The organism is Enterobacter cloacae, from assembly GCF_011078175.1.
GTDB lineage: Bacteria > Pseudomonadota > Gammaproteobacteria > Enterobacterales > Enterobacteriaceae > Enterobacter > Enterobacter cloacae_Q.
Window position 1 is genome coordinate 126,262 of sequence record NZ_JAALCJ010000001.1, and the last position, 19,707, is coordinate 145,968.

Annotated in this window: 22 protein-coding genes; 16 read left to right on the forward strand and 6 right to left on the reverse strand. The window is 54.5% G+C overall.

What is annotated here, in order from left to right:
• The first annotated feature begins 142 nt into the window (after positions 1–142).
• Positions 143–1,042 carry an O-acetylserine/cysteine exporter gene (gene eamA / locus G6Q29_RS00625; RefSeq protein ID WP_165464125.1) on the forward strand — a complete coding sequence of 300 codons (900 nt, stop codon included), beginning with the start codon at positions 143–145 and terminating at the stop codon, positions 1,040–1,042.
• Between the two features lie 38 nt (positions 1,043–1,080).
• Here the strand turns inward: eamA and marB are convergent, their stop codons facing one another.
• The 3 genes from marB to marR are packed head-to-tail and all read right to left on the reverse strand — an operon-like array spanning position 1,081 to position 2,164.
• Positions 1,081–1,296, reverse strand: a complete 216-nt coding sequence (marB, locus tag G6Q29_RS00630; RefSeq protein WP_165464126.1) for a multiple antibiotic resistance protein MarB — start codon at positions 1,294–1,296, stop codon at positions 1,081–1,083.
• 32 nt (positions 1,297–1,328) lie between these two features.
• A complete protein-coding gene (marA, locus tag G6Q29_RS00635) occupies positions 1,329–1,709 on the reverse strand; it encodes an MDR efflux pump AcrAB transcriptional activator MarA (RefSeq protein ID WP_001303241.1) in 381 nt (126 codons plus the stop codon).
• 20 nt (positions 1,710–1,729) lie between these two features.
• Positions 1,730–2,164 carry a multiple antibiotic resistance transcriptional regulator MarR gene (gene marR, locus G6Q29_RS00640; protein WP_023314145.1) on the reverse strand — a complete coding sequence of 145 codons (435 nt, stop codon included), beginning with the start codon at positions 2,162–2,164 and terminating at the stop codon, positions 1,730–1,732.
• 256 nt (positions 2,165–2,420) lie between these two features.
• Between marR and G6Q29_RS00645 the strand changes: the two genes are divergently transcribed.
• The gene (locus G6Q29_RS00645) at positions 2,421–3,086 is read left to right on the forward strand and encodes a MarC family NAAT transporter (RefSeq protein ID WP_165464127.1); all 666 of its coding nucleotides are present in this window, start codon (positions 2,421–2,423) and stop codon (positions 3,084–3,086) included.
• Between the two features lie 176 nt (positions 3,087–3,262).
• Positions 3,263–4,105 (forward strand): lysozyme inhibitor LprI family protein, encoded by an 843-nt coding sequence (locus G6Q29_RS00650; protein ID WP_165464128.1) that lies wholly within the window; start codon positions 3,263–3,265, stop codon positions 4,103–4,105.
• A 48-nt stretch (positions 4,106–4,153) separates the two neighbouring features.
• On the opposite strand, the gene G6Q29_RS00655 is transcribed toward G6Q29_RS00650, so the two are convergent.
• Complete coding sequence (locus tag G6Q29_RS00655; protein ID WP_165464129.1) at positions 4,154–5,350, reverse strand: sugar transporter; 1,197 nt, start codon at positions 5,348–5,350, stop codon at positions 4,154–4,156.
• A gap of 176 nt (positions 5,351–5,526) precedes the next feature.
• Here G6Q29_RS00655 and G6Q29_RS00660 point away from each other — a divergent pair, with 176 nt between their 5' ends.
• Positions 5,527–6,315: a PhzF family phenazine biosynthesis protein gene (locus G6Q29_RS00660; RefSeq protein ID WP_165464130.1), complete on the forward strand. Its 789-nt coding sequence runs from the start codon at positions 5,527–5,529 to the stop codon at positions 6,313–6,315.
• Positions 6,316–6,337: 22 nt separating this feature from the next.
• The gene (locus G6Q29_RS00665) at positions 6,338–7,150 is read left to right on the forward strand and encodes a PhzF family phenazine biosynthesis protein (RefSeq protein WP_165464131.1); all 813 of its coding nucleotides are present in this window, start codon (positions 6,338–6,340) and stop codon (positions 7,148–7,150) included.
• Here G6Q29_RS00665 and ptrR read toward each other — a convergent pair.
• A complete protein-coding gene (ptrR, locus tag G6Q29_RS00670) occupies positions 7,147–8,025 on the reverse strand; it encodes a putrescine utilization regulator PtrR (protein WP_165464132.1) in 879 nt (292 codons plus the stop codon). The two genes, G6Q29_RS00665 and ptrR, sit on opposite strands and share 4 nt — an antisense overlap.
• A gap of 99 nt (positions 8,026–8,124) precedes the next feature.
• On the opposite strand from ptrR, the gene sad reads away from it, so the two are divergent.
• From sad to G6Q29_RS00710, 8 genes are all read left to right on the forward strand, one after another.
• Positions 8,125–9,507 (forward strand): succinate-semialdehyde dehydrogenase, encoded by a 1,383-nt coding sequence (sad, locus tag G6Q29_RS00675; protein WP_165464133.1) that lies wholly within the window; start codon positions 8,125–8,127, stop codon positions 9,505–9,507.
• A 127-nt stretch (positions 9,508–9,634) separates the two neighbouring features.
• Positions 9,635–11,224, forward strand: a complete 1,590-nt coding sequence (locus tag G6Q29_RS00680) for a methyl-accepting chemotaxis protein (protein ID WP_165464134.1) — start codon at positions 9,635–9,637, stop codon at positions 11,222–11,224.
• Positions 11,225–11,286: 62 nt separating this feature from the next.
• Complete coding sequence (glsB, locus tag G6Q29_RS00685) at positions 11,287–12,213, forward strand: glutaminase B (RefSeq protein WP_165464135.1); 927 nt, start codon at positions 11,287–11,289, stop codon at positions 12,211–12,213.
• Entirely contained in the window at positions 12,213–12,575 is a 363-nt protein-coding gene (locus G6Q29_RS00690; protein ID WP_165464136.1) for a DUF4186 domain-containing protein, read from the forward strand. The genes glsB and G6Q29_RS00690 overlap by 1 nt, the downstream gene beginning before the upstream one ends.
• Positions 12,576–12,633: 58 nt before the next feature.
• On the forward strand, positions 12,634–13,599 hold the full coding sequence (locus G6Q29_RS00695) for a sensor domain-containing diguanylate cyclase (RefSeq protein ID WP_165464137.1): 966 nt from the start codon (positions 12,634–12,636) through the stop codon (positions 13,597–13,599).
• Positions 13,600–13,681: 82 nt separating this feature from the next.
• Positions 13,682–14,209, forward strand: coding sequence for a GNAT family N-acetyltransferase (locus tag G6Q29_RS00700; RefSeq protein ID WP_165464138.1), 528 nt, complete (start codon positions 13,682–13,684; stop codon positions 14,207–14,209).
• A 117-nt stretch (positions 14,210–14,326) separates the two neighbouring features.
• Entirely contained in the window at positions 14,327–15,778 is a 1,452-nt protein-coding gene (locus tag G6Q29_RS00705; protein WP_165464139.1) for a tagaturonate reductase, read from the forward strand.
• A 201-nt stretch (positions 15,779–15,979) separates the two neighbouring features.
• A complete protein-coding gene (locus tag G6Q29_RS00710; protein ID WP_165464140.1) occupies positions 15,980–16,894 on the forward strand; it encodes a bestrophin family protein in 915 nt (304 codons plus the stop codon).
• Here the strand turns inward: G6Q29_RS00710 and G6Q29_RS00715 are convergent.
• Positions 16,882–17,430 carry a GNAT family N-acetyltransferase gene (locus tag G6Q29_RS00715; RefSeq protein ID WP_165464141.1) on the reverse strand — a complete coding sequence of 183 codons (549 nt, stop codon included), beginning with the start codon at positions 17,428–17,430 and terminating at the stop codon, positions 16,882–16,884. The two genes, G6Q29_RS00710 and G6Q29_RS00715, sit on opposite strands and share 13 nt — an antisense overlap.
• 136 nt (positions 17,431–17,566) lie before the next feature.
• Between G6Q29_RS00715 and G6Q29_RS00720 the strand changes: the two genes are divergently transcribed.
• The 3 genes from G6Q29_RS00720 to G6Q29_RS00730 are packed head-to-tail and all read left to right on the forward strand — an operon-like array spanning position 17,567 to position 19,574.
• Positions 17,567–18,529 carry a hypothetical protein gene (locus G6Q29_RS00720; protein WP_165464142.1) on the forward strand — a complete coding sequence of 321 codons (963 nt, stop codon included), beginning with the start codon at positions 17,567–17,569 and terminating at the stop codon, positions 18,527–18,529.
• Entirely contained in the window at positions 18,529–19,137 is a 609-nt protein-coding gene (locus tag G6Q29_RS00725) for a hypothetical protein (protein ID WP_033487946.1), read from the forward strand. Before G6Q29_RS00720 ends, G6Q29_RS00725 begins: the two co-directional genes overlap by 1 nt.
• Positions 19,134–19,574 carry a GNAT family N-acetyltransferase gene (locus G6Q29_RS00730; RefSeq protein ID WP_165464143.1) on the forward strand — a complete coding sequence of 147 codons (441 nt, stop codon included), beginning with the start codon at positions 19,134–19,136 and terminating at the stop codon, positions 19,572–19,574. Before G6Q29_RS00725 ends, G6Q29_RS00730 begins: the two co-directional genes overlap by 4 nt.
• The last annotated feature ends 133 nt before the right edge of the window (positions 19,575–19,707 follow it).

The window sequence follows — 19,707 nt, forward strand, 5'->3', positions numbered from 1 at the left end:
ATCATGGGATCGGCAGCTTGTATAGCACCCAATTTATCCGCAGGTGCTTCTCTTCAGTACCAGAATTAATGATCTTCTCGCGGGGCTATTTTTTCTGTTACCTTGAAGTGTTTACAAAATTTTAATAACTCAGAGGCGGAAAATGACGCGGAAAGACGGGCTATTAGCGTTGCTGGTTGTCGTGGTGTGGGGACTCAATTTTGTGGTCATCAAAATGGGGTTGCACAACATGCCTCCACTGATGCTGGCGGGTCTGCGCTTCCTGCTGGTGGCGTTTCCGGCGCTGCTGTTCGTTGCCCGCCCGAAAATTCCCCTGAAGCTGCTGCTGGGCTACGGCCTCACCATCAGCTTTGGTCAGTTTGCGTTTCTTTTTTGCGCCATTAAATTCGGTATGCCTGCGGGCCTGGCTTCGCTGGTGCTTCAGGTACAGGCGTTCTTTACCATCATTCTCGGCGCGTTTGTCTTTGGCGAACGCTTGCAGGGCAAGCAGCTGGCGGGCATTAGCCTTGCGGTCTTTGGCGTGCTGGTGCTGATTGAAGGCAGCCTCAACGGTCAGCATGTCGCGCTGCTGGGCTTTATGCTCACCCTGGCGGCGGGGCTAAGCTGGGCGTGCGGCAACATCTTCAACAAGCTGATAATGCAGCACGAGGCGCGTCCGGCGGTGATGTCGCTGGTGGTCTGGAGCGCATTGATCCCCATCGTGCCGTTTATGGCCGCGTCGTTTGTTCTGGATGGCCCGCAGGTGATGCTGAAAAGCCTGGTGGAGATCGACCTTACGACCATATTGTCGCTGGTCTACCTGGCGTTAGTCGCCTCAATCATTGGCTACGGCATCTGGGGAGCGCTGCTCGGGCGCTATGAAACCTGGCGCGTGGCGCCCTTATCGCTGCTGGTACCGGTGGTCGGGCTTGCCAGCGCCGCACTGTTGCTGGGTGAAACGCTCAGCGTGCTGCAACTGTGTGGCGCAGGGCTGATTATGGCCGGGCTGTATATCAACGTTTTTGGCTTGCGGGTGCGTCGGGCAACGCGGGTGCGGGGTTAAGGCAGAAAAAAGCCCCGCATTAGCGGGGCAAAAACGAATTACAGGTCGTGGTTGTAATACGGCACGCCTAATTCGTCGGATTTGTCGCTGCCAGCGCCCATGTGATTGAAGTCCCATGGCGACTGGTTTTGCGTGGACGGCATAATCATGGTGCCACGATTATTTTGCTGCCCCGCACTGGGGGGTTGCTCCGCAAAGCTCTGGCCGGAAACCAGCACCAGCAAGGTGAGGGCGGCGGAGGCGATAACTTTCATGATTTCCTCGGTTACGTCTTAACAGGCGATGATTAACTGCAATGTTTTAGCGGATACAGATAACGGGATTCACCCGGCATACTGGTAATACGGTACTTATGAGGCGGCACGTCAAAGTAGTTTTTGAACGTACGCGTCAGGGTTTGTTGCGATTCAAATCCGTAACGCTCCGCCAGATAGAGGATCGGCTCATTGCTTTCTTTCAGTTTTTGCGCAATCTCCGTCAGCTTACGGCTGCGGATATACTGCCCTAATGAATGGCCGGTCTCTTTTTTAAACATCCGTTGCAGGTGCCATTTTGAGTAACCTGAACGCTCAGACACTTTCTCAAGGGATAGTGGAGATTCCAGGTTATCTTCGATCCAGTCCAAAATGCTATGAATGGTGATAGCGTCAGTATTGCGTCTGGACATCGTCATACCTCTTTTTCTGTTTACGGCAGGATTTTCTTGAGTAAAAGCTCAAGCGTTGCCACTTCATCTGCCGATAAGTTTTTTGTCAGTTCCTGGTGCAGTGTTTGTCCTACTAATTGATGACATTGCTCACACATGGCCGCGCCATCGCTGGTCAGTTTCACCAGTACGCCACGTTTGTCATTCGGGTTAGGGCTTCGTTCTACCCATCCTTTACAGACGAGACGATCCAGCATGCGGGTTAACGCACCCAGATCGACAGAGAGCACCTTTTTCAGCTCAACCGGCGTGATACACACTTCGCAGCGAATGGAACACAGCACTTTGAACTGTGTCGCGGTGATATCCAGCGGTGACAGATAGTCATTGAGCAGGCGATCTTTTTTCTGGTTAACCATATGAATAAGACGACCCAGTGGGATTATGTCGTTAAAGAGGTCACTGGTGCTTTTCACAATGGTTGCCCTGGCAAGTAGTTTAGTCACGGCAGATATTATTGCTCAGGCAAGTATAAGTCAACTGAATGAATCGGCCGATGCCACGAAATGCTAAAACGCTTCAGGAACTTATTCTGTACGCTTTTAAATCATACAGATAATCTGGGGTTATCAATTACGCGAGACAATTAGGGTTACGCTGTGCGGATGGCTCCGGACGAGGATTTCCCCCTATAATTGCGGTGTTGAATAAGGATAAGGGCTGCGGTGCATCATGTTGGATTTAATTAAAGCAGTGGGACTTGGGCTGGTGGTATTACTGCCGCTGGCGAACCCCTTAACGACGGTGGCTCTCTTTCTGGGGCTTGCGGGGAATATGAACAGCGCGGAGCGCAATCAGCAGTCAAAGATGGCCGCCGTCTATGTCTTCGCCATTATGATGGTGGCGTATTACGCCGGGCAGCTGGTGATGAATACCTTTGGTATTTCAATTCCCGGTCTGCGCATCGCCGGCGGGCTGATCGTGGCCTTTATTGGTTTCCGGATGCTGTTCCCGGCGCAAAAGGCACACGAATCGCCAGAAGCCAAAAGTAAATCGGAGGAGCTTGAAAGCGAACCAAGCGCTAACATTGCTTTTGTACCGTTAGCCATGCCGAGCACGGCGGGGCCGGGGACGATAGCGATGATCATCAGTTCCGCCTCAACGGTGCGGGATGGTTCGACTTTCCCGCACTGGGTGATCACCGTTGCGCCGCCGATCATTTTTGCGCTTATCGCTATTATCGTCTGGGGTTCATTGCGCAGCTCCGGGGCGATTATGCGCTGGGTGGGCAAGGGAGGGATCGAGGCTATTTCCCGTCTGATGGGCTTCCTGCTGGTCTGTATGGGCGTGCAGTTTATTATTAACGGCGTGCTGGAGATTGTTAAGACGTATCATTGAGAACCTTGCCGGGTGACGGCTTCGCCTTACCCGGCCTACCCGCAATGGATATTATTCTTATGAATATAAATGCATTCTGAAAAGCGAATTTTTTCTGCATTAATATAATCCACTGCCTTGCTGTGTATTACCGCTTAAAGTAACGTTCAGCACTCATTTCTTTTCGGGTTATAGACATGCGAGCAAAATATTCATTTATCGCAGTGAGCACACTGCTTTTTTCATTAAATGCCTATGCTGGGTTGTTTGATTCCACGCCAGATTTCAAATGCGGTCGCGATGATGCCATCTCTGCTGCTCAGTCAAAAATAAGAGATGATGCAGTCAGTAAGTTACAGGTAGCTTATCTCGCTACCCCCTCGGATTTCTACGGTAAACCGCTGAAGGACTACATTGCAAAAGCTAATGAAATCGCAATTGTAATGGCGAATGTCACAACAAAATCGTCTGATGACGAAGCGCAGGCGCGGAGCTGTAGCGCGACTGTCACGCTCACTGTGCCTTCTGAAATCATGGGTTACATTGCATCCTACCCTGACAGACTGAGACGTATAATTAACGATGGTGGAAAGGTGCTTAACAACAGCGTTCAATGGGACAAGTTTACCTACTCGTTATCGATGGCGGATAACGGAAAAGATATTTCAGTTTCATATGAATACAATAATAAAGATTATATCTCTGAATCAATAGCGGCGATGGCTACCCTCGCCATGAATAAAGATGAACTTCAAAAGGCTGAACTCACTAATAAATTAAATATTGCCGCGCGTAATTATTCTGATAGCGATCGCCAGTTAAACGAACTATGGAAGTATCTTCCTGATTCCGTCAAAGCTTCGATGAAAAAGGAGCAGAACATGTGGATCAATGAAAAAGCTAAAAAATGCGGAAAAATAAGCGATGCGTCTTCTGCAACCACTCCTCTGGCAACGAGAATCGGTATTTATGATTGTCAGACCAAAATGACAGATGAAAGATTCCGTTATCTTGGCGGTGATGAAGAACACGGATATTAATGCTTCGTAGGCCGGGTAAGGCGAAGCCGCCACCCGGCATATCAAACGTCAACCGTGGCTGGTCTGTTCTTCCATCGCGACCGGCCATTTACGGAAGATAAGCACCGACCAGATCAGCGCGATCAGCGCCGGAATCGCCCCGAGATAGCCAATGGCCGACATCGATACATGCAGGCTGATCTGATTTCCCACCAGCGCACCGGCCCCAATCCCCAGATTAAAAATCCCGGAGAAGAGCGACATCGCTACGTCCGTGGCGTCCGGGGCCAGCGCCAGCACTTTGACCTGCATTCCCAGACCAATAATCATGATGGCCACGCCCCAGAACAGACTGAGGATCGCCAGATGACTCTCGCTGCCTGCCGCAGGCATCAGTAACAGCAGGCATGCCAGCAGCAGGCCAATCGCACTGCTTACCAGCGCAGACGCGTGCTGATTGCCCAGCTTTCCGAACAGGATGCTGCCGATAATCCCCGCGCCGCCCAGGATCAGCAGCAGAACGGTGGCAAAGTTAGCGCTAAAGCCTGCCACAACCTGAACAAACGGCTCAATATAGCTGTAGGCCGTGTAATGGGCGGTCACCACAATCACGGTCAGCAGATAGATGCTCATCAGCGCCGGACGGCGCACCAGCAGCGGCAGGCTTTTCAGCGAGCCGGAGTGTTCGCTGGGCAGTTTTGGCAGCAGTTTGACCAGACACACCAGGGTGACCAGCGCCCCCATGCCGATGGCAAAGAAGGTGGTGCGCCAGACGAAGTATTGTCCCACAATGCGCCCGATCGGCAGGCCTAACACCATCGCCAGCGCCGTTCCGGTGGCAATCAGGCTCAGCGCCTGGGCGCGTTTTCCCGCCGGAGCCAGACGAATGGCGAGCGACGCGGTGATCGACCAGAAAACGGCATGGGCAAACGCGATGCCGACGCGGCTGATGACCAGCACGGTAAAGTTCCACGCCATAAACGACAGCACATGGCTGGCAATGAACACCACAAACAGCCCAATGAGTAACTTACGTCGTTCCATCTGGCTGGTCAGCAGCATAAACGGCAGCGACATCAACGCTACCACCCATGCATAGATGGTCAGCATAATGCCAACCTGTGCCGTTTCCATATGGAAGCTGGCTGCAATGTCGGACAGAAGCCCAACCGGAACAAATTCCGTTGTGTTGAAAATAAACGCTGCAATGGCGAGCGTGACCACGCGTAGCCACGCGACCCTGCGGGAAACCGTGTGTGTTGTCATAGGGATATCTGGGATTCGTTGCATTAAAGATAAGGAGACGATCTTAAAGCCTTAAACGGCGAAAACTCAACCGTTATGTGATGTGAATCACAATATTTACCTTCATGCAGCGGTAGCGAACAGGGTTGTTTTCATTGAAGATAAAGAACAACACAGCAAAAACAGGCGGTAATACGATGCAGGAGATTGATTTTTATCTGGTAGATGCGTTCAGCGCGTCCTCCTTTGGCGGCAACCCGGGGGCGGTTTGCCCGCTCGAGGCGTGGCTGCCGGATGAGACGTTACTGCGGATGGCACAACAGCATAACCAGTCGGAAACCGCGTTTTTTGTGTGCACCAAAGGAGGAATTGAGCTGCGCTGGTTCACCACGCTCACCGAGGTCAATCTCTGTGGTCACGCGACGCTTGCCGCAGCGTATGTTCTGTTTAACGAACTGGATTATCCGGACTCACGCCTTCATTTTGACACCGCCTCTGGTCGCCTGACCGTCAGCCGTGAAGGTGACTGGATGACGCTGGACTTCCCGGCCTGCCCGACGCAGGCACAGACGCCGCCACCGGAGATGCTCACCGCTCTCGGTATCAGTCACTACGTCGAGGCGCGAAAAGGCCGCGCCTGGGTGCTGGTGCTGGAGAGTCGCGAGCAGGTTGAAGCCCTTAATCCGGATTTCTCCGCCATGACGCCGGGCGAGCATAAAGTGGCCGTCACTGCCCGGGACGAGGGGGAATACGACTTTGTCAGCCGTTTCTTCTCGCCGGGCGTGGCCGTGCCGGAAGATCCTGTCACCGGCTCCGCGCACACCATGCTGATCCCGTACTGGAGTGAACGGCTTGGCAAAACACAGATGTTTGCCCGCCAGGTTTCTGCCCGTGGCGGCGACGTACGCTGCGAACTCAAGGGCGACCGCGTGCGCATGGGCGGACAGGCGGCGCTGTATCTGAAGGGCACAGTATTTCTGCGCTGAATAAATCTAAGAGGAACCAACGATGCAGGAAATTGATTTTTATCTGGTAGATGCCTTCAGCGACAGGGCGTTCGGCGGCAATGCGGCGGCGGTGTGTCCGCTGGAAGCGTGGCTGCCTGATGAGACGCTGCTGAAGATGGCGAAGCAGCATAATCAGTCAGAGACGGCGTTCTTTGTACGAACGGACAACGGGTTTGAGCTGCGCTGGTTTACTACGCAGGATGAAATCAACCTCTGCGGCCATGCAACCCTCGCGGCTTCTCACGTTATTTTTGAATATCTGGATTACCCGCATACGGAAATTACCTTCACCACGCGCTTTGTCGGCGAACTGACGGTGAAACGCAGCGGCGACTGGCTGACGCTCAATTTCCCGGCGTGGTCAACCGAGGTTGTCGCTACTCCACCCGCAGTGCTCTTCAGCGCGCTGGGCATTAACGCGGCAAAAGAGGTGCGCGTGGGGCGCGATTACATGGTGGTGCTCGACTGCCAGCAGCAGGTAGAGGCGCTGATGCCGGATATCGCAGCCATGCTCCCGCTGGGGAAAATGGTCTGCGTTACGGCGCCGGGAGATGAGTATGATTTCGTCAGCCGTTTCTTCTGCCCGGGGGAAGGGGTGCCGGAGGATCCGGTGACGGGATCGGCTCACAGCATGCTGATCCCGTACTGGAGCGAAAAGCTCGGTAAAACGCAGATGTTGGCCCGCCAGGTCTCCTTGCGCGGCGGGGATTTACGCTGCGAGCTGAAGGGGGACCGCGTGCTGATTGGCGGGCAGGCCACGCTGTATATGAAGGGGAAAATTTTTCTTCGACTCCAGGACTACGTTCAACATTAACAACCGGGCGCAGGTGGCTGACGCTCGTTCAGCAGCGCGATAAACGCCTCAAGCTGGCGGGTCATCGCCCCGCGTCGCCACACCAGCCAGGTGGTGAGCCAGCGCCAGTTTTCCGCCAGCGGCCACGCCGCCACCTGATGATGCCCCGGCATGCTCTCCAGCATGGAGCGGGGCATCAGCGCAATGCCTGCCCCGGCAATCACGCAGGCGAGCATCCCGTGGTAGGACTCCATCTCATGGATCCTTCCCGGCGTGACGCGGTCGGCATGAAACCAGCTCTCCAGATGACGTCGGTAAGAACAGTTGGCGCGAAAGGCGTACACGTCGCTTCCGCTCACCTGCGTGGCTTTTGACACTTCCGCATGACCCGCAGGGGTGACCAGCATCATCTCTTCCCGGTAAACCGGCATCCCTTCCAGTTCCGGGTGCGAGAGCGGCCCGTCGACAAAGGCGGCGCTAAGCGTCCCTTCAAGCACGCCGTCAATCATGGTTCCGGAAGGCCCGGTGGACAACGCAAACTGTATGCGCGGATAGCGCTGGTTAAACCGCGCCAGACTTTCCGGAATGCGTACGGCGGCGGTACTTTCCAGCGCGCCGAGAGAGAATAATCCCTGCGGTTCATCCCCGGCGACGACCATTCTCGCTTCGTCAACCAGTGCCAGGATCTGCTTGCTGTAGCGCAAAAAATTGTGTCCGGCGGGGGAAAGCCGCAGACGTTGATTCTCACGAATAAAAAGCTCTACGCCGAGATCCGCCTCAAGCTGTCGGATGCGGGTGGTGAGGTTTGACGGTACACGGTGAACCTTGTGCGCCGCCTGGGTAATACTGCCGGTCAGTGCGACCGCGTTAAACATCTCAAGCTGTGTTAAGTCCATGCCATTCTCGATTCGTGAATAAGGTGGTGAGTATTATTCATTTTTAAGAAATAGCAGAGTAGGCCACAATCAATCAACCGTTATTACGTGGAGAACAACATGACCTATTCATCTGCTACCCATGCCCTTTCTGTCAATCCGGCTACCGGCGAAACGGTGGCTGCATATCCGTGGGCAACGTCCCGGGACGTTGAACGTGCCATTGCGCAGGCGGATACCGGTTTTAACAAGTGGCGACGCGAAAGCGTAGCGCACCGGGCGCAGAAACTTCGCGATCTGGGGACGGCGCTGCGTAGCCGTGCGGAAGAGATGGCGCAGACGATCTCCCGTGAGATGGGCAAGCCGATTGTGCAGGCGCGTGCGGAGGTGGCTAAGTCCGCCAGCCTTTGCGACTGGTACGCTGAACACGGCCCGGCTATGCTGCGCCCGGAATCTACCCAGGTCGAAAATGCGGTGATTGAATATCGTCCGCTGGGCCCGATTCTGGCAGTGATGCCGTGGAACTTCCCCCTCTGGCAGGTGCTGCGCGGTGCGGTGCCGATCCTGCTGGCAGGGAACAGCTATCTGCTTAAACATGCGCCTAATGTGCTCGGCTCGGCGGAGCTGATCGGGAAGGTTTTTGCGGATGCCGGTTTCCCTGAGGGGGTCTTTGGCTGGGTGAACGCGACGAATGACGGCGTCAGCCAGGCGATTAACGATCGTCGTATCGCGGCGGTGACCGTAACCGGCAGCGTTCGGGCTGGTGCGGCAATTGGTGCGCAGGCGGGCGCGGCGCTGAAGAAATGCGTGCTGGAGCTGGGCGGTTCCGATCCGTTTATCGTCCTGAACGATGCCGATCTGGATCTGGCCGTCAACGCGGCCGTGGCCGGACGTTATCAGAATACCGGGCAGGTTTGCGCGGCGGCGAAACGCTTTATTGTGGAAGCGGGCGTAGCGGACGCCTTTACCCAACGCTTTGTTGACGCGGTCAAGGCGCTGAAGATGGGCGCACCGGATGAAGAAGATAACTATATTGGCCCGATGGCGCGATTTGATCTTCGCGATGAACTGCATCAGCAGGTGCAGGCTACGCTGGCGGAAGGGGCGACCCTGCTGCTCGGCGGAGAGAAAATTGCCGGGAGCGGTAACTATTATGCGCCAACCGTACTCGGCGGCGTCACCCCACAGATGACGGCTTTTCGTCAGGAACTGTTTGGCCCGGTGGCCGCGATTACCGTCGCGAACGATGCGGCGCATGCGTTGCAGCTGGCTAACGACAGCGATTTTGGCCTATCGGCGACGGTCTTTACCACGAACGATGCGCTGGCAGAAACCTTCTCTCGCGAGCTGGAGTGCGGCGGGGTGTTTATCAACGGCTACAGCGCGAGCGATGCGCGCGTCGCGTTCGGCGGGGTGAAGAAGAGCGGCTTCGGGCGAGAGCTTTCTCATTTCGGTCTGCATGAGTTCTGTAATGTGCAGACGGTGTGGAAGGATCGCGTGTAATAGTATGGCCGGGTAAGGCAAGGACGCTACCCGGCAATTCCCGTTTCCTGTCATTATTCTGCAATGGTTCTGTCATTTTCGTTTCGTAGACTCGCTCGCGCCTAACGTATTGTTACAGAAGAAAATTATGAACCTAACGCAAATTTTTCGTCGTCTTGCGCCGCGCTTTATTCCTCGTCAGTTTGGCCTGCTGACCGGCATCTTTTGTATTATTGGCCTTTTCTCCGCTCTACAACTCTCTTCCTCCTTCCTGCTGACTGCCTCCCTGAATCAAGCCCAGCGTAACGAACAGCGCAATCAGCTGGCCTGGCAGCAACAGAGCAGGCTGGATCAGGCGCGCGTCTCCCTCCTGGCCGCAAGCGATCTGCTCAACCGCTCCGGCGTGTACTTTATGCAGGATAAAGAGACCGGCTCGGAAGGGAGCTGGCATAGCCTGATGGAAGAAGCGCAAAACTCCCTGGCGGCGTCTCAGCGAGCATGGCAGGCCTGGCTCGCGCTTAATCCGCCGAAAGACGACGGGCTGGTTAACAGCTATCAGCTGTTTTTTGACGCCATCCGAGAGCAGGCGGAGGGGCTGGTGAAAACCAACAGCATCGACCTCTTTTTCGCCGTACCCGCCCAGGCGTTTCAGACCGATTTTAATGACCACTTCGCACGCTATCAGCAACGGAGTGAAAAGCAGGCGTTGCTGGGGCGTCAGTCGCTCATGGACCAACTGTCAGACCTGCAACGGCTATTTCTGTTTGCGCCGTTGGTGCTGCTGGGCATTGCCATTGCCGTCTGGTTCGGAATGGCGAAGTGGGTGATAACCCCGCTACGCCGAATGATTGTTCATATTAACCAGCTCGCGGCAGGAGATTTGTCAGGCACGCCGCCTGGCGTTGTGCACTTTAATCGGGAAATCAGCCAGCTCAGCGGCAGTATTACCGCCATGCAGCGCGGGTTACAACAGCTGGTGACTCAGGTCAGCGAGGCCACTACCTCCATGGTTGAAAATATCGGGTCGCTTGCGCAGGGAAATCAGAAGCTCTATCAGCAGTCCACGCGGCAGGCCAAAGAGCTGGAGGAGGTGACGGCGCATATCGCCGATCTCGAAACCCATGTTGAGGGAAACACGGGTTATGCGAAACTCGCCCGCACGCGTGCCGAGGAGGCCCGACAGGCTGCGGCCAACGGGGAGCAAATGATGTCCGCGGTGAATGGCTCAATGCAGACGATCGTGGACCGATCCTCAGAGATGCGCGGGATCGTCGCGATGATCGACAGCGTGGCGTTTCAGACCAATATTCTGGCCCTTAACGCGGCCATCGAAGCCGCCCATGCGGGGGAGCAGGGACGCGGATTTGCAGTGGTCGCCCGGGAAGTGGGGCTGCTGGCCCGAAAAAGCAGTCACTCGACGCAAACCATCCAGGCGCTGATTAACCACTCGCTACAGGGCATAGAAGAAGGTTCCCAGGTGGTAAACCGTCTGGAAGATAATCTGCAACAGGTCACCGGACTGGTGGGGACCCTGAGCAGCCTGCTGAATGATATTTCACTTGCCACCCTAAATCAGGGGGAAAGTATTCATCAGATGACCCGTCAGCTTCAGGCGCTGAATCACGTATCGCGTCAGACGGATGTGCTGGTTAACGAAGCGTCAAATGCCTCTGAGCTTCTGCATCAGGAGTCCGATCTTTTATTACAGGCCGTCTCGCGTTTTCGTCTCCCTGCCTGACGTGATGTATTAGCCTCTGTTATACTCGCAGCCCGTTTTAGCCTGAGGGCAAGGAGCAAAGTGTGGCTGCGGTCATCCATAATGAGATGCTGGACGAAATTCTGGCGCAGGTTCGTCCGCTACTGGGGCAGGGTAAGGTTGCCGATTACATTCCCGCGTTAGCCTCAATCAGCGGTAAAAAGCTCGGCATCGCCGTTTGTACAATCGACGGGCAATGTTTTCAGGCGGGAGACGCGCTTGAGCGCTTTTCGATTCAGTCGATCTCCAAAGTGCTAAGCCTCGTTGCCGCCATGCGCCAGTATGACGAGCAGGAGATCTGGCAGCGGGTGGGCAAAGATCCGTCCGGCCAGCCGTTTAACTCCCTTCTCCAGCTGGAAATCGAACAGGGTAAGCCGCGTAACCCGTTTATAAATGCCGGGGCGCTGGTGGTGTGCGATATGCTGCAAAGCCGGCTGAGCGCGCCGCGTCAGCGGATGCTCCAGATTGTGCGACAGCTTTCCGGCGTGCAGGACATCGCATACGATCCGGTGGTCGCGCGCTCTGAGTTTGAACACTCTGCACGTAATGCCGCCATCGCCTGGCTGATGAAGTCCTTCGGCAACTTTCATAATGATGTCGCTACGGTGCTGCAAAACTATTTTCATTACTGCGCGCTGAAGATGAACTGCGTCGAACTGGCGCAAACTTTTCTGTTTCTGGCGCATCAGGGCCATGCCCCGCATCTGGGTGAGGACGTTGTCTCCCCGATGCAGGCCCGGCAGATCAACGCGTTAATGGCCACCAGCGGAATGTATCAGAACGCCGGTGAGTTTGCCTGGCGCGTGGGGCTGCCGGCTAAATCCGGCGTGGGCGGTGGGGTTGTGGCGATTGTCCCCCACGAGATGGCGATTGCCGTCTGGAGCCCGGAACTGGACGAGACCGGTAATTCACTGGCGGGCGTGGCAGCGCTGGAGCAACTGACCAAACGTCTCGGACGGTCCGTATACTGATGTGCACGTTAGATCCTTTATTCGCGCGCCTGGCTCGCTCCACGTTTCGTTCACGATTTCATTTAGGGATGAAAGAGCGGCAATACTGCTGGGATAAGGGCGCGGAGACTATCGATAAGCATGCCGCTGATTTTGTAGCCGCGCGGCTGGCGCCTGCACACCCGGTGAATGACGGTAAGCAGACGCCGATGCGTGGCCATCCGGTCTTTATCGCCCAGCATGCCACGGCAACCTGCTGTCGGGGCTGTCTGGCTAAGTGGCATGCTATCCCGCAGGGCATGCCGCTGAGTGCGCAGCAACAGCAGTATATTGTCAACGTGATCCATCATTGGCTGGTCATTGAGGTAAATCGTGCCTCCTGAACTGACAATGTCTCTGTTTAAGCTACGCTTTTACTAATGCTCAGCGTCAGGAGACGTTATGAAAGCACCTCAAATTCCCGTTAATGAAACGGAGCGCATGAATGCTCTGCGCGAGTCCGGTCTGCTTGAGATCGACTCTTATCCCGCGTTTGATCGTCTCACGCGGCTGGCAACACGCTTTTTCAGGGTGCCGCTGGCAATGATTACGCTGGTGGATGACCACGCAACGATCGTGAAGTCTGCCGACGGCCGGGCACCCGTTAGCCAGCCTCGCGAATTCTCTTTTTGTGGTCATACGATTCTGGGAGACGCGCCGCTGGTGGTGGGTGATACGCTGCTGGACGAACGCTTTGCGGACAATCCGCAGGTGGTGGGAGACCCGGGCGTGCGCTTTTATGCCGGTTTTCCGCTGCGTTTACGTGACGGGGCGTGCGTAGGCTCGTTGTGTCTCGTTGATTATGCACCGCGTGAGTTTTCGGCGGCGGATTCCGCCGTACTGGCCGATCTTAGCGCGCTGGCTGAGGATGAATTTGCAGCCGTAAGCGCGGCCACAACCGATGAACTCACGGGGCTGTTTAACCGTCGCGGGTTTAACCAGTTTGCGCAGTTTGCACTGTCGGTTTCGCAGCGTCGGGCAGAACCGTTAACCCTTGGCTGGCTGGATCTGGACCATTTCAAAACCATTAACGATCGCTTCGGACATCAGGAGGGGGACAAAGCTCTGAAAGCGATGGCCGCCCTGATGCGTTCCTCGTTCCGCGAGGCCGACCTGCTGGTACGTTTCGGGGGAGACGAGTTCGCGGTGCTGTTTGCGGATACCGATGAGCCTGGCGCATGGATCGCCATGCAGTATCTCGTCGAACAAACGGAAAAGTATAACGCGCGTCAGCTGCATCCCTGGTCGTTACAGTTCTCCTGGGGGCTGAGCGAGTTCGATCATCACCGCAACGATATGCAGGCATGGTTAAAACACGCGGATGCGCAAATGTATGCCATGAAGCGGCAACACCACGGCGAAAAATGACATAACGAAATCCTATGTCATCGCCTATTGCGTTACAAAAATGTTAATAGCAAAGTGGAGAGATTCAACCTAAGGACGCGAAATGAACTCTCCCATGCTGATTAAACCTCTCTCCCGGCAGGACATCCTCACCCACATCGATGCCCTGAACGATATTCTCGTCAACTGTGTCAACGGCGGCGCCTCCGTCAGCTTTATGCTGCCATTTACTGCCGGGAAAGCCCAAACCTTCTGGCTCGGCGTCGCAGACAGCATCGGGCGCGACGAGCGTACCGTCCTGGGCTGTTTTGATGCGGACCAGGGGCTGGTTGGCACGGTCCAGCTGATCACCGATCAGCCTGAAAACCAGCCGCACCGCGCAGATGTCGCGAAACTGCTGGTTCATGAGAAGGCGCGCCGTAAAGGGGCGGCAATGGCGCTGATGGAAGCCCTGGAGGCGGTTGCGCGTGAGAAAGCGCTTACGGTGCTGGTGCTTGATACCTCGACGGGCAGCGGCGCGGAGGCGTTTTACCAACGAGCGGGCTGGCAAAAAGCAGGGGAGATCCCACGCTACGCCCTGTTGCCGAACGGGGACATGACGGCGACCTCGGTGTTCTATAAATTTTTGTGATTATTTTTCACCATCGCGTCCTGAGTTGATCCAGACAGGGGTTATGGTCCTGAAGTTTTGATAAGTTATTACACCAATCTTAACGGGCTGTATGACTAATTATAAAGGACCTCCATTGTGAACACACTCAACCGTCGTGAATTCCCCGGTGCGCGCTATCCTGAACGTATCATCCAGTTTGGCGAAGGTAACTTTCTGCGCGCGTTCGTTGACTGGCAAATCGACCTCTTAAACGAGCATACCGATCTCAATGCAGGTGTGGTGATTGTGCGGCCGATCCAGAGCGATTTTCCGCCGTCGCTGAACACCCAGGAGGGTCTGTATACCACGATTATTCGTGGTCTGAATGAACAGGGAGAAGCGGTAAGCGATGCGCGTCTTATTCGTTCCGTGAATCGTGAAATCAGCGTCTACAGCCAGTACGATGAATTTCTGAAGCTCGCCCATAACCCGGACATGCGGTTTGTCTTCTCCAATACCACGGAGGCGGGGATCTGCTATCACGCGGGCGATAAGTTTGACGATGCGCCAGCTGTCAGCTATCCGGCCAAACTAACGCGTCTGCTGTTCGAACGTTTTACCCACTTTAACGGGGCTGCGGATAAAGGCTGGATCATCATTCCTTGTGAGCTTATCGACTACAACGGCGATGCCCTGTGTGAACTGGTGCTGCGCTATGCGCAGAAGTGGGCGCTGCCGGCGGCATTCATTGCCTGGCTGAATGATGCTAACACCTTCTGTTCGACGCTGGTTGACCGCATTGTTACCGGCTATCCGCGTGATGAGGTGGCAGAGCTGGAAGCCGGGCTGGGGTATCATGACAGCTTCCTCGACACGGCAGAACATTTCTATCTGTTTGTTATACAGGGGCCAAAATCACTTGCTGCTGAACTGCGCCTGGATAAATACCCGCTCAACGTCCTGATTGTTGACGATATCAAGCCGTATAAAGAGCGTAAGGTGGCGATCCTCAACGGCGCGCACACGGCGCTGGTTCCGGTCGCTTTTCAGGCCGGCCTGGATACGGTAGGGGAAGCCATGAACGACGCGGAAATTTGCGCGTTCGTAGAGAAGGCTATTTATGAGGAGATCATTCCGGTCCTGGATCTGCCGCGCGACGAGCTGCACTCCTTCGCCAGTGCCGTAACGGGGCGTTTTCGTAATCCGTACATTAAGCATCAGCTGCTGTCGATTGCACTGAACGGGATGACCAAGTACCGTACCCGCATTCTGCCGCAACTGCTGGCAGGGCAGAAGGCGACCGGCAAACTGCCAGCACGTCTGACTTTTGCTCTGGCGGCGCTGATTGCATTTTACCGTGCCGAGCGCAACGGTGAGCGCTATCCGGTGCAGGACGATGCGCACTGGCTTGAACGTTACCAGCAGCTGTGGACGCAACATGGCGACAAACAGGTCACTACACCTGAACTGGTATCGTCGGTGTTAAGCGTGAGCGAACACTGGGAACAGGATCTCACGCTGGTGAACGGACTGGTAGAACAGGTTGCGCAGGATCTGGATGCGATTTTAAGCAAAGGCATGCGCGATGCGGTGAAACCGCTCTGCTAATCCTAATGCCCGGCGTTTGCCGGGTTTTTTACAGACCCCATTTAGTTACAACATACTATACGTTTTTTTTTAAAAAAACTCATGCAGCACCGTGCGATTGATGCTTAACAGGTCAGATGATGCAATGAACTATTAACATGCTTGCAACCGTGAGGGGGATCACGTTTAATAGCCGCGCTCTTTACTCTTCTGAAGCTGATTATGATTGTTCGTCCTCAACAGCACTGGCTGCAACTGATTTTTGTCTGGCATGGTTCGGTACTTCCCAAAATTTATACCCGACTGCTGCTTAACTTCCTGCTTTCTATCGCCGTGATTGTCATGCTGCCGTGGTACACCTCGCTGGGTATCCGGTTTACCGTCGCGCCGTTCAGCATTCTGGGCGTGGCTATCGCTATCTTCCTGGGGTTTCGCAATAACGCATGTTATTCGCGCTACGTTGAGGCGCGTCTGCTTTGGGGGCAGTTGATGATAGCGGCGCGCTCGCTGTTTCGCGAGGTAAAAAACACCTTACCGGATGATAAACATCTCGGAGAGTTTGTCCGCCTGCAAATCGCGTTTGCTAACTGTCTGCGTATGACCCTGCGCAGAGAAACCAATGCCGATCAGCTGTCCCGCTATCTGGCTCCTGACGATTTGCGCAAAGTGATGGACGCCAACTCGCCGGCGAACCGTATCCTGCTGATCATGGGGGAGTGGCTGGCCGTGCGGCGGCGTAGCGGACACCTTTCAGACATCCTGTTTCACAGTCTCAACAACCGCCTGAACGATATGTCCATCGTGCTGGCTGGCTGTGAGCGTATCGCCAATACGCCAGTCCCGTTTGCCTATACGCTGATCCTGCACCGGACGGTGTATCTGTTCTGCATCATGCTGCCGTTTGCGCTGGTTGTTGATCTGCATTACATGACGCCCTTTGTCTCTGCGCTGATTTCTTACACCTTTATCTCGCTGGACACGCTGGCGGAAGAGCTGGAAGATCCGTTTGGGACGGAAGATAACGATCTGCCGCTGGACGCCATCTGCAACATGATGGAGCGCGATCTGTTGCAGATGAACGATGAAGAGAACATCCCTGACAGACTGATGCCGGATAAGCATTATCAGCTGACCTGACGGGCATTCCACTCGTCGCGGGTGATTTCCCACAGCTCCGAATCCAGCAGGCCGCTGACATAGGCTTTCTTCTCCGTCCTGATGAGCCGCATGCCGCTGCTGTCTGAAATACGTCGGGAGCGGCTGTTTGCAGCCGCTTTCGGCGCGCGTAACACCGGTTTATTGAGCGTATTAAACCAGAAATCCGTTGCCGCAACGCTCGCCTCGCGCATATATCCCTGGCCCTGAAATTCCGGTGCGAGCCAGAAGCCCCTGTTATTGTCCTCAACGTCATACAGGCAAATCAGCCCCATCAGCTCGTCAGGCGCTTCGCGACGGCGAATCGTCCAGAACCATGCAATGTCTTTGGCCATATCGGGCAAGGCAACGTTGTTGACGTAGTTTTCAGCACCGTCGTCCGGATAGGGCCAGGGGACTGAAGCCACCATATAGCGGACAATCTCCCAGCGCGGATAGCGTTGCTGGATCTGGACGGCATCTTCTGCAATCAGGGGGCGTAATATCAGGCGCTCGGTGGTAAGCGTGGGTATGGTCATCCGCTGATCTCCATCATTAAGCGTTATGCTTTTGTTTGGGTTCTGGTATTTTCATCTTAATAACATTCTGTTGCGATGTACTGTACTAAAACGATGTTGAGTTAACGTAATCAACCTGCTTGAGAAGGAGAAGGGTATGGTTTTACCTGGGATAAACCTTGATAAAAACTTACCGGGCTACGATTTTGCGAAAATGTCGGGAGTTGGGGCTGCGGATTTCGATTTTAAAGCGCTTGGTGCCGCCATGGACTGTCATCGTGAATTTGCTCACGCGGGTATCATTTACTCTGACGGCCCCCAACGCTTCCTGGTGCGACCCGGCAAAAGACATCCTCAAGGGCAAAGTGGAATAGTAACGCATGTTATCGTGACCAAAGCCTCCTCGTTTCCGTCTGCTTCCACAGCAGGAAAAGTATTGAGTGATGCAGTTTCATCTACTTCCATGGGAACTGAAATTGCCTCAACCGTTCTGTCATGTGGCGCGATGATCATAACTGGCGGAGTGATGCTCGCTGGAACAGCAGCAACTCCCCTTACCGCAGGCGGGGGAAGCGTACTGGTCGCTATTGGCTACGCCGGAACGGCTGCCACCGGTCTGCAATGTGTGAATGGCCTTTATCGAATTTATGATTTGGTTGAAAATGACGGTGCCAATGTCGCCTGGCTGGATACTCAGGACTGGTATGTCGCGACATCCACTTCCTTAGATGTCATTTCTCTGGCAAGCGCAGGCGGTGCACTTAAAGAGGCTGTTACTACCTGGCGCGCTATGAAATCCGTTTCGTCCTTGAAAGCAACCGAGTGGCTAAAAAGTTATCCTCGTCAGGACCGTGCTCGACTGACTGAATTAATTATTCGCGCTCAAAACCCTGGTATAAGCAATAAAGAAGTCAAAGCGCTTATTCGAGCAGGCTTTTATCCAAAACGATTCCCATCGGGTCCTGTTCAGGTTGAGCTCACCAGGCAATTAAGTCAAGTTGTAACGAATGCCGCGGCGCTTGCAGGAAGCGCTGTAAGCGGAGTTATTGCCGCTCCGGGGAACATACCTCGCACCAGTAAATACATTATCGGTACTATCCAGTCACTGGCGGTTTTCTGATGAAAATTCTGCACTTGTTAACCGGACACGTTTCTTACGAGCTCCTGCAACACGGAAAACGGATTGAGGACGCTATTGCCCGTCATGACAATGATTTATTAAACCATTCCACACCCGAACTGGAGCGGTATTTTTCACGCCCGCTTAGTGAGCTGCCACGGCAAAATGCTTATCCGGTAGCGATATTATTACCGCTATTTCTGGTGATTTTTGCGTTTAATTTGCTGCCATTTCTCCAGACAATATCCAGTATGCCGCCAACGCTACATGCACTCAGTTTTTTTGTCCCATCGCTAGCGATACTTATCTTCCTGATGCTCGCGAGTGCCTTCCTTGCCCGGGGATACACTTCAGGACTAACAGGGTTTTTAGCGCTTTTCATCATCCTGCTGACATTAACGGTACTGCAATGGCTTCACTATCTGACCATTTCTGACGGCAGTAGCTGGCAGCTGATCATTGCAACGATCGCTTTGGTAATTAGCCGTATGGTGTTAAACAGTCGAGGCTTTGTGCTGTTCACGCTATATTGTCGTTCGAAGCGTCTTGCCACGCTGGCTCGCATCATGCGCCTGAAGAGCAGTAAGGATAATGTGAGGAACACATGACACTCATCGTACGCCCGTTACAGGCAGAAGATTACCCACAATGGCGACCGCTGTGGGATGGCTATACCCATTGTTATGAGTGCTACCTCGACGAGTCCGTTACCGCGGCCACTTGGGAAAGAGCGCTCTCAGGTTCATCATCCCTGTTTTGCCGGGTCGTGGAGAAAGACGGCAACGTCATCGGCTTCGCCATGTGTGTCCTGCATGAAGGGACCTGGTCAACCGCGCCCGTTTGCTATCTGGAAGATCTGTTTGTTGACGCTGGCGAACGTGGCGCAGGGGCAGGTAAAGCGCTTATCGACGCCCTGATCGACGAAGGCAAGCGGGAAGGGTGGTCAAAACTCTACTGGGTAACCCGCATGAACAATCCGGCGCGTAAGCTGTATGACCACTATGGTGAAGCCGACGATTACGTCCGGTACCGAATCTCGCTTTAGTCGTGTAATACCTGGGTTTGTATCACACTGTATCTGCGTCTGTGATACATACACAGGTATGCAATAAAACCGCATCCGCACACATCTCCTATACAAACGCATGGTGTTATATCTCCGTCAACTGAACTTACCC